General features: G+C 63.3%; 5 protein-coding genes. 2 read left to right on the top strand and 3 right to left on the bottom strand.

What is annotated here, in order from left to right; translation table 11 throughout:
* Positions 1-31: 31 nt before the first annotated feature.
* The 3 genes from GE027_RS21955 to GE027_RS21945 all read right to left on the bottom strand — a co-directional run bounded on the left by GE027_RS21955 (position 32) and on the right by GE027_RS21945 (position 5,024).
* A complete protein-coding gene (locus GE027_RS21955; protein WP_153559378.1) occupies positions 32-2,086 on the bottom strand; it encodes a thioredoxin domain-containing protein in 2,055 nt (684 codons plus the stop codon).
* 458 nt (positions 2,087-2,544) lie between these two features.
* A complete protein-coding gene (locus tag GE027_RS21950; RefSeq protein ID WP_237607727.1) occupies positions 2,545-4,122 on the bottom strand; it encodes an aldehyde dehydrogenase (NADP(+)) in 1,578 nt (525 codons plus the stop codon).
* Positions 4,123-4,154: 32 nt separating this feature from the next.
* Positions 4,155-5,024 carry a fumarylacetoacetate hydrolase family protein gene (locus tag GE027_RS21945; RefSeq protein WP_153559376.1) on the bottom strand — a complete coding sequence of 290 codons (870 nt, stop codon included), beginning with the start codon at positions 5,022-5,024 and terminating at the stop codon, positions 4,155-4,157.
* Positions 5,025-5,228: 204 nt separating this feature from the next.
* Between GE027_RS21945 and GE027_RS21940 the strand changes: the two genes are divergently transcribed.
* The gene (locus tag GE027_RS21940) at positions 5,229-7,385 is read left to right on the top strand and encodes an alpha/beta hydrolase family protein (protein ID WP_162006880.1); all 2,157 of its coding nucleotides are present in this window, start codon (positions 5,229-5,231) and stop codon (positions 7,383-7,385) included.
* A 373-nt stretch (positions 7,386-7,758) separates the two neighbouring features.
* Positions 7,759-9,606: a sulfatase-like hydrolase/transferase gene (locus GE027_RS21935; protein ID WP_153559374.1), complete on the top strand. Its 1,848-nt coding sequence runs from the start codon at positions 7,759-7,761 to the stop codon at positions 9,604-9,606.
* Positions 9,607-9,689 lie beyond the last annotated feature (83 nt).

The following is a 9,689-nucleotide window of genomic DNA, read 5'->3' as shown; positions in this document are numbered from 1 at the left end:
AGCGCCCGGCGGCTGGTGGGGATGCGGCTCGTTACAGCTGTTCGGCGGCGGCCAGGGCCTCGTCGCCGACCTGGGGCGCGTCGCAGGTGTAGTTTTGACAAACGTACAGCGTGGGCTGGCCTCCCTGAGGCTGCTTGCCGCCGAGCAATTTCACCAGCGGGCCGTCCTGCGGCGGTTCGCCCGTGACGATGCCCAGCGTGCTGTGCGGCAGGAAGCGCCGGTACAACACGCCCAGCAGTTCTGCATGCGACTGGTCCGTCGGTCCGGAGACCACGATCTGGCGGTTGCCGTGGTGATAGAAGTCCAGTGCCAACAGCAGTTTCGCCGCCGCCGCGTACTGTTTCTCGATCACTTCGCCACCGGCCAGCAACGTCCGCTCGCCGGCCCCGATCCATTGCTCGTTGCCGGTCAGCCGGCCCAGGCGCAGCAGTCCGGCGGCGGCCGAGCCGTTGGAACTGGGGATGCTGTTGTCGTGCCAGTCCTTGGTCCGCGAGATCAGGGTTTCGCCGTCGTCGGCGGTGTAGAAAAACCCGCCGCCCTCATCGTCCTGATAATGTTCGATCATCTGTTCGGCCAGGGCCGTGGCCCGCTGGATCCAGCGGGCTCTGCCGGTGGCTTCGTACAGCGCGATGAACGCTTCGATGGTGTAGGCGTAATCATCCAGATAAGCCATCAGGTGCGCGTGTCCATCGCGGTAGGCATGCAGCAAGCGTCCATCGTCACTGCGCATCGTGTCCCAGAGAAAGCTGGCCGCACGCTCGGCTGCTTGGGCGTATTCCGGTTTCTGCAGCACTCCGCTGCCTACGGCCAAGGCTTCGATCGCCAGCGCGTTCCAGCTGGTCAGCACCTTGTCGTCGCGTCCCGGATGGATTCGTCGATCGCGATGAACGCGCAGCTTTTCACGATCCTCGGCCAACTCGCGCCGCACGCGATCCAGATCCCAGCCGTTTTGCTGAGCTAATTCTTCCAGCGGAACCGGCCGGTTCAGGATGCTGTGCCCTTCGAAATTGCCGGCGGCCGTCACGTCGTACACCTGGGCAAAGCGCCGGCCGCGATCCTGTCCCAGAACCTGAATGATCTCGTCGGGCGACCAGACATAGAACTTGCCTTCTTCGCCTTCGCTGTCGGCGTCTTCGCTGCTGTGCAGTCCGCCGCCGGAGTCGGTCATGTCGCGGACCAGATAGTTCAGCGTTTGGTCGGCGACGTCGGCGTAGGGCCTGTGGCCGGTCAACTGGAAGGCGTTCAAGTAAAGCCGTGCCAGCCCGCCGTTGTCGTACAGCATCTTTTCAAAGTGAGGCACCAACCAGCGCTCGTCGACGCTGTAGCGAGCGAAGCCGCCACCGAGATGGTCGTAGATGCCGCCGGCGGCCATCTTGTCCAGCGTCGTGCGGACCGCCGCCAGAGCCTGAGCGTCGTCGCGACGATCGGCAAACCGCAGCAACAGATCCAGATCCGACACATGCGGAAATTTAGGCGCCTGGCCAAAGCCGCCCCACTGGTCATCGTGCACGCGAATCAAGCGCTGGCAGGCTTGATCGATCGCGGCGACAGGCGGCACGCTGCTGGCCGCGGAACTGGGTCCGCCGGCGATCTCCTGCAGCGATTCGGTGATGTCGTTGGCGAACTTGTGCGCGTCGGCTTGACGGTTCTCCCAGGCGTCGGCCACCGCCTCGATCACGGTAGGAAAGCCCGGCATCCCGGCGCGTGGTTCCGGCGGCCAGTAGGTGCCGGCGAAAAACGGTTTGCGATCCGGCGTCAGAAAAACGCTCATCGGCCACCCGCCTTGGCCGGTCATCATCTGCACAGCATTCATGTAGATCTGGTCGATGTCGGGACGTTCTTCCCGGTCGACCTTGATGCACACGAAGTGCTCGTTCAATTGAGCCGCGATGGCTTCGTTTTCGAAACTCTCGTGCTCCATCACGTGACACCAGTGACAAGCCGCGTAGCCGATCGACAGAAAGATCGGCTTGTTCTCCTCGCGGGCCTTGTCGAGCGCCTCTTTGCCCCACGGATACCAGTCCACCGGGTTGTCTTTGTGCTGCAGCAGGTAGGGGCTGCGCGCGTCCGCAAGTCGGTTAGGCATCGAAAAACTCCCTCATTGAGCCGTGGGGGCGATAGCGCTGCGTCAACATTTAATCTTAGAGTCTGGCCGTAGCTGAAGTCGCCAGACTTTGGACCTTCTCGCCGCTTTAGTCCAATCTCTGGCGAGATCAGCTACCCTAAAATGAGACCTAAACGCACCACTAAGCACGTCGCAACATTTCATTCGGCTTTACTCTCCCTCTGGGAGAGTCGGGCTCTTAGGCCCGGAGAGGGTTTTCGTAGGGCCCTCCCCGGGCCTAAGAGCCCGACCCTCCCGCTGCGCGGGAGGGTGTTGTCGCGGGGTTGCACCGAAAGATTCATGCCGACGTGCTTAGCCCCCGGTTACTATCAGCCGCGCGGGCGTGCTTATCAGCCGCGCGGGCGCTCGTCCCCGGTTATTATCTTGCAACAACCGGGGCTATCGCCCAAACGGCTCATACGCGTTCCCAAACGCGTCAATCATTCCCCCACGTCGGCTTGGGTCCACCGACCGTCGATGGAACGCCACGTCTTGCCGGTGGGGTTTTTGTCGGCCAACCAACACGGCAGCCGCGCCGGGCGGACGTTGTCGTAACTGGTCAATTTGGCAAAGCGAGCGATCGAGGTCGGGATGCCCACGGCCGTAAAACCCGGATGGCCCGTGGCCGGATAGGGACCACCGTGGTTCATCGCCGGACTGACCGCCACGCCGGTGGGCATCTTGTCGTTCAACAACCGGCCCACTCGCGGCGCGAGGGCAAAGGCCAATTGCTGGTAATCCGATTCGTCGCTGCCGTCGGTGGCCGTGTACAGGCATCCGGTCAGATTACCTTCCAACGAATCCAGTACTGCGGTGGCTTGTTGTAGGTCGTCGGCCACCACCACCAGCGACGCGTTGCCGAATGCTTCGGTTTGAAACGTTTCGGGATCCCGAAGGAATTGTTCGCCGCTGCAGCGAAGCAGGGTATTGGAAACGGCACAGCGGTCCGACGCCGAAGAACCATCGCCGGCCAATCGCTCCGCGCCGGCATCGGTCAGCGTTTGAATGCTGCTGGACAACCCCTTGGCCACGGCGGGCGAGAGCAGCGTGCCGGCCGGAGCTTCGTTAAAACGCTTGGCGACCGCTTCGACAAAGGCGTCGCTCTCGCCGCCCTTGAGCAACACCACCAGACCGGGATTGGTGCAGAACTGGCCCGCCCCCATCAGGACGCTGGTGAGAAACTCGTCGATGATCTCGCCGCCACGCTCGCGCAATGCCCCCGGCGTGATCACGACCGGGTTGACGCTGGACAGTTCCAAGTAGATCGGCTTGCCCGCTCGATCGGCCGCGGCTTTCAGCGCCAGGCCCGCCCGGCGGCTGCCGGTGTAGCCGGTCGCACCGCAGCGTGGATCCGAGACCAACCGTTCGCCATCATCATGGCTGGTGCGGTACAGCAACTGGATGGTCGCCGCGGGCAGCCCCGCCGACTGCACGGCCGCAAAGGCCTGTTCGGCCAACAGCCGCGTGGTTTCCGGATGCGACGTGTTGGCTTTGGCGATCACCGGATTGCCCGCCGCGATCGCCGCGGCAAAATCGCCACCGGAAACGCTGTTGAACGCGAAGGGAAAATTATTGGGCCCGAACACGCATACCGGCCCCAGCGATTCGTAGCAGGACCGGATGCCGGCCTGGGTATCGATCACCGGACAGGTCCAATCGCCGCTTTCGACCGCGTCGGCGGCCAGACGCAGCTGGTTCACCGTTCGCGGCAGCTCCACATCGGCCAGTCGTGGACTCTTGGCCAAACCGCTTTCGGCAAAGGCGCTTTCAACCAACGCATCCTTGGCCGACTCCAGGTTGTCGGCATAGTCGCGAAGGAATTTTGCGATCTTTTCGCGCGGGACGCTGCGCAGCTGTTCGAACGCTTCGGCCGCTGCCTGCAGGGCCGCGTCGCAGTCCTGCCACGAGCTGACCGGAAAGCGGGGCGGCAAGGCTTCACGGGTATTGGGGTTGGTGGCTTGGAAAGTGTCGCTGGCGTCGGCGGCACGCCATTGGCCGGCGATCAGTACAGGTTGCATATCGTTGCTCATAGCGAAATGAATTTCCGGAGTTAGCGATTGGGTGAGGATTGGACGATCGGATTAGTAAGCGTGCCGACGCCTTGGATGCTGATGTCCACCACGTCGCCATCGTGCAGCGTGAACGTATGATCCGGCACGATGCCCGTACCGGTCATCAGGAACACGCCGTCGGGAAAGAAATTTTCTCGCCCCAGCCAACCGACCAGGTCTTCAAAGCCGCGAGCCATTGCGGCCGCGCTGGTTTGTTGTTCGAACACCACGTCGCCGTCGCGGCGAATCCGCAGGTGCACGCCGATCTGGTCCGGGGCCGGCAGGGGATCGGCCAGGGTGATCCAGGGCCCCAAGCCGGCGCAGGCGTCGTAACATTTGGCTTGCGGCAGGTACAGCGGGTTCTCGCCTTCGATGTCCCGCGAACTCATGTCGTTGCCGACCGTATAGCCGACGATCTTCATGCGGCTGGAAATGACCAGCGTGATCTCCGGCTCCGGAACGTTCCACTGGGAATCGTAGCGGATTCGCAGGGGTTGATCGTGACCGCGGACCCGGGCCGGAGTGGCTTTGAAAAACAATTCCGGCCGGTCGGCGGTGTAGACGCGGTCGTAACACGAAGCGGCCGCTTCGGACTCCTCCATCCGCGCGGTCTGACTGCGGCGGTAGGTGACGCCGGCCGCCCAGACTTCTTGAGCGTCGATCGGCGGCAACAGCGTGACGTCCGTGATCGGAACCGGTTGCCCGGCCGGGGCGTCGCGAGCGGTCGCGGCCGGATCGTCCGCTTCCAGCACATCGGACAAACGCTGCATTCCCATAGCGGCCAGGTCCAAGGGAACGATCTTGTCCTGTTCGACTCGACCAACGGCCGCCGTCGAACCTTCGCCGAGGAGGTATTTTGCAATGATCATGCCCCCAGGATAACGCTCCCCCGCCGATCTTTGCAGCCGGCACCGTCGCCCGCTCGCGCGAGGGGCTACAATGGTTCACGCTTTGCCCGCCGATGTCTCTTCCTCCATACGACGTCCTTCCTTCTCCTCCACAAGAACCAACCGATCATGTTTTTCATGCCTTCATCCGCTCCCTACCGTCTTCGATGCTCGGTTATCCTGCCCATGGCCTGCCTGCTCGTGGCGGTGGCTTGCACACCATCGGCCCGTGCCCAGGAAGCGACCGCGGCGGGCCGCGAAAGCGCTGCATTTCGGGCCACGCAGGTGCTGCCCACCGGAACGATCGAACAGGACGTGCGGCTGCAACCACCCAAAGACCTGAACGGTCACTTTCCCTTTCACCCGCCGCAAGATCTGGACGCTTGGCAGCAGCGAGCCGAACGGCTGCGGCGGCGAGTGCTGGTCGCCACGGGACTGTGGCCGATGCCCCAGCGGACACCGCTGAACCCGGTAATCCACGGCAAAGTCCAGCGTGACGGATTTACGGTCGAGAAGGTTTATTTCGAAAGCCTGCCCGGCCATTTCGTGACCGGCCTGTTGTTTCGTCCCGAAAAGGTAACAGGCTCCGCTCCCGGCATTCTGTGTCCTCACGGTCACGGCGGTCGCATGCACACCTACGACCGCAAGACCGTGCGGCAAATGATTGCGGCCGGGCAGGAACGATTCGAAGAGTCCGGCAGCAATCCCAAATTGGCCCGCTGTGCCCAGTTGGCCCGCATGGGATGCGTGGTGTTTATCTTCGACATGCTGGGCTATGCCGACAGCCAACAGATCTCCTACGACCTGGCCCATCGCTACGGCAAACCGCGGCCGCAGTACGCCGGCGGCAAAACGGTCGACGGCAAGTGGGGGTTCTTTACGGTTCAGGCCGAAGCGCGGCTGCAGACGGTCATGGGGCTGCAAACCTGGAACGCCATCCGCTCACTGGACTTCCTGGAACAGTTGCCCGACACCGACCCGGATCGCTTGGCCGTGACCGGCAACAGCGGCGGCGGCACGCAAACTATTTTGCTGGGCGCGATCGATCCACGACCGATCGCCTCCTTTCCCAACGGCATGGTCAGCACGTCGATGCAGGGCGGATGCACGTGCGAGAATTGTTCGCTGCTGCGCGTCGGCACGGGCAATGTCGAACTGGCGGCGCTGATGGCGCCCAAGCCTCAGGCCATGACCGCCGCCGACGACTGGACGATCGAGATGATGAGCGACGGTTACCCGCAACTTCAGCAGGTGTACGGCCTGTACGGCCAGCGCGACAACGTCCTGTGCCGCGACTACACGCACTTTCCCCACAACTTCAATTACGTCACCCGCGGGATGATGTATTCGTGGTTCAACAAACACATCGGCCTGGGGCTGGAAGAACCCATCGTCGAAGAGGACTGGGAACGGCTCAGCGAGGAAGAAGCCGCGATCTGGAACGAGCAGCATCCGGCGCCGCCCGGCGGTGATGCGCACGAACGAAGCGTCACGGCGTATCTGGACGAGCAGTCACAGCAGCAGATCGACGCTCTGCTGAACGAAGACACCCAGTCGCTCGACGCCTTTCGCCGGTTGGTCGGCGGAGCTTGGCAGACGATCATCGGCCGCTCGCCGCCGACGGCCACCGACGTCGAACGAGCTCGCCTGGATCAGGAACCGGTTCAGCACGACGGTTATCAGCTGCGCAAAGAATTGCTGCGGGTGCCCGCTCGCGGCGAAGTCATCCCTATGGTGACGCTGGTGCCGAAAGCCGAAGGCCAGCAGCGTCACGATCAGGTCTTGGTCTGGATCGACGGCCAGGGCAAGCAGAGCTTGTTCGGCGCCGAGGGCAAACTCGTTCCGCGAGCCCGCCAGGCGATCGATGCCGGCACGACCATCATCGCGGCCGACCTGTTCCAGCAAGGCGAGTTTACCGAGGACGGGCAACCGGTCGAAACGCAACGCGTGGTCGAGAACCCGCGGCAATACGCCGGCTACACCTACACCTACAACCCGTCGCTGTTGGTCCGACGCGTGCACGATGTGCTCAGCCTTCTGGCGCTGACCGAAACGGGTGATTGGAAAACGTCTCGGGTGCATTTGTACGGACGCGGCGGCGCCGAACCGATCGCCGCGGCGGCGGCGGCCATGGCCGGCGAAGCAGTCGACAAGCTGATCCTGGAGCGGGCTGATTTCCGTTTTGACGACGTGCGTCACTACCGCGACGCGAACTTCGTCCCCGGAGCGGTCAAGTACGGCGACCTGCCAGGCTTGCTGGCCCTGGCCGCCCCCACGCCCATCGAAGTCGAAACCGGAACGCTGCCCGAGAAAGCCAAACTGGCCCAGCAGATCGAACAGTAGGGCGGTGACGCCAGAAAGGCGCATCAGCCGCAGGGCGCTAGCCCACGGTTCATCAGCCGCAGGGCGCTAGCCCACGGTTCGTCAGCCGCAGGGCGCTAGCCCACGGTTCGGTTGCGCAACTCTTTTGGTGCGCGACGTGCCACGGCGAACCAGCCTGGTGCGAACCGTACGCTAGCGCGTTTCGGCTGATAAACATATCAGCCGCAGGGCGCTAGCCCACGGTTCGCCCCGTACCAGCCGCAGGGCACGAGCCCTCGGTTCGGTTGCGCAACCGGCCGCGGTGGACCGGCGCGATGCGGAACCGTACGCTAGCGCGTCAGCGGCTGATGCCCGCGCCGCACCCCCATTTCCACCCTTGCTTGGAAAACCATCGATGCCTCTCCACGGTCAAGCTCGCCATTGCAACCGCACCGCGCAGTCCCCCGTTCCCGTCGGCGAACGGCCAGCGTGGATCCCGGGTGGCTGGGTGGGTGTTACCGCGAGGTTGGTGGGCTGCTGGCTATTTCTAACGACCGTCGCGTTTGCAGATCGGCCCAACATCCTATTGGTGATGACGGACGACCAGGGCTATGGCGATGTGGCGGTTCACGGCAACCACTGGATCAAGACTCCGAACATGGACCGCATTGCGAATGAAGGAGCCCGCTTTGAAAGGTTCTTTGTCGAACCGGTCTGTGCGCCAACTCGGGCCGCGTTGCTATCGGGACGGTATCCAACGCGCACCGGCGTGACGGGTGTGACCCGCGGGTACGAAAACATGCGGGGCGAGGAGGTGACGATCGCGGAGCTGCTGAAAGACGCCGGGTACAAGACCGGTTGTTTCGGCAAGTGGCATAACGGTGCGCACTGGCCCTACCATCCCAACGCACAGGGATTCGATGAATTCGTCGGTTTCTGTGCCGGGCACTGCAACGACTACTTCGATCCGCTGCTGGAGCGAAACGGTTCTTCCTTTCAGGCCCGCGGTTTTATCGCCGATGTCCTCACCGATCACGCGATCGAGTTTATCCAGCGTGCGCACGCGACCAGCGATTCGCCCTTCTTCTGTTACGTTCCCTACAACACGCCGCACACGCCGGCGAGCGTGCCTGTGGACAAGTGGCAGCAGTGGGCGGAGCGGCCGGATGTCGAGGATCCGTTCACCCGTGCGATGTATGCGCTGGTCGAGAACATCGACGACAATCTGGGCCGCTTGTTGGCGAAACTGGAGCAGCTGGGAATCGCGGAGGAAACGGTCATCGTTTTCCTGACGGACAACGGCCCCAACGGCCACCGCTTCAATGACCAGATGCGTGGCATCAAGAGCAGTGAACACGAAGGGGGCGTGCGCGTTCCACTGTTCGTACGCTGGTCGCAGCGCATCCCGCCGGGCACGGTTGTGAAACCCAACGCAGCGCACATCGACCTCCTGCCGACGCTGTGCCGGATCGCGGGCGTCGAGAACCCGGCAAGCAAAACGCTGCCGCTGGACGGTCTGGACCTGACACCGCTGCTGTTCGGACAGGACGACTTCGAGATGCCCGAGCGGAACCTGTATGTCTGGCGGAATCCCAATCGATGGTCGGTTCGATCCGCACGCTATCGAGCGACCGAGAAGTCCCTGCACGATCTCGTGGCCGACCCGAGTCAGCAGAACAATCTGGCTCGGACGCACCCGGAGGTCCATCGCTCGCTGATCGAGTCGTACCGGGACTGGGCCGCCAAGGCGACGCCTCAGCAGCCGCAACCGTTGCCGGTACCGATCGGATATGAACCGTGGCCGAGGGTCACGGTGGCGGCGCACGAGCTGGACCTTTACCCGGAACCGGGACGCGGGATCGACTACTGCGGCCGGCGAGGATGGGCTCATCAGTGGATCGAAGACTGGTCGGATCCGCAAGCGTACGCGGCCTGCCCCGTCGAAGTCGTGAGCGGCGGCGAGTACCGGGTGCGGATCCGGTATGCCTGTCCCGAAGACGCCGTCGGTTCGGTGTTTCGCTTGACGGCAGGTCCGGCCACGCTGGACATTCCGATCCAGGAACCTTGGGTCAGCGCGCCCCATCCGGCGCCGGAGCGAGTGCCGAAGAGCCCCAACGCCTACCTATCGCGGCAGTGGAAAGAGTCGGACGCCGGCGTCGTGTCCCTGGAGGAGGGAAGGCACCGACTAGAACTGCAAGCCGCCAAGAAACCCGCCGCGGAGATGCCAGAAATCAAGGCCTTGATTTTCGAGCGTGTGCCATGAGGTTGGTCACGAGGATGTCGTGGAGTCGGTGAGCAACACGAAGAAGAAACTCTGCGAAAGAAGTTTTCTCCCCTCACCCCCGG

The organism is Roseimaritima sediminicola (assembly GCF_009618275.1).
Lineage (GTDB): Bacteria > Planctomycetota > Planctomycetia > Pirellulales > Pirellulaceae > Roseimaritima > Roseimaritima sediminicola.
Note: the sequence above shows the minus strand (reverse complement) of the source record. Positions and strands in the feature narration are given on the sequence as shown.

Coding starts and splice junctions, on each gene's coding strand:
- GE027_RS21955 (WP_153559378.1), bottom strand. CDS start 2,086: ATGCCTAACCGACTTGCGGACGCGCGCAGCCCCTACCTGCTGCAGCAC.
- GE027_RS21950 (WP_237607727.1), bottom strand. CDS start 4,122: ATGCAACCTGTACTGATCGCCGGCCAATGGCGTGCCGCCGACGCCAGC.
- GE027_RS21945 (WP_153559376.1), bottom strand. CDS start 5,024: ATGATCATTGCAAAATACCTCCTCGGCGAAGGTTCGACGGCGGCCGTT.
- GE027_RS21940 (WP_162006880.1), top strand. CDS start 5,229: ATGGCCTGCCTGCTCGTGGCGGTGGCTTGCACACCATCGGCCCGTGCC.
- GE027_RS21935 (WP_153559374.1), top strand. CDS start 7,759: ATGCCTCTCCACGGTCAAGCTCGCCATTGCAACCGCACCGCGCAGTCC.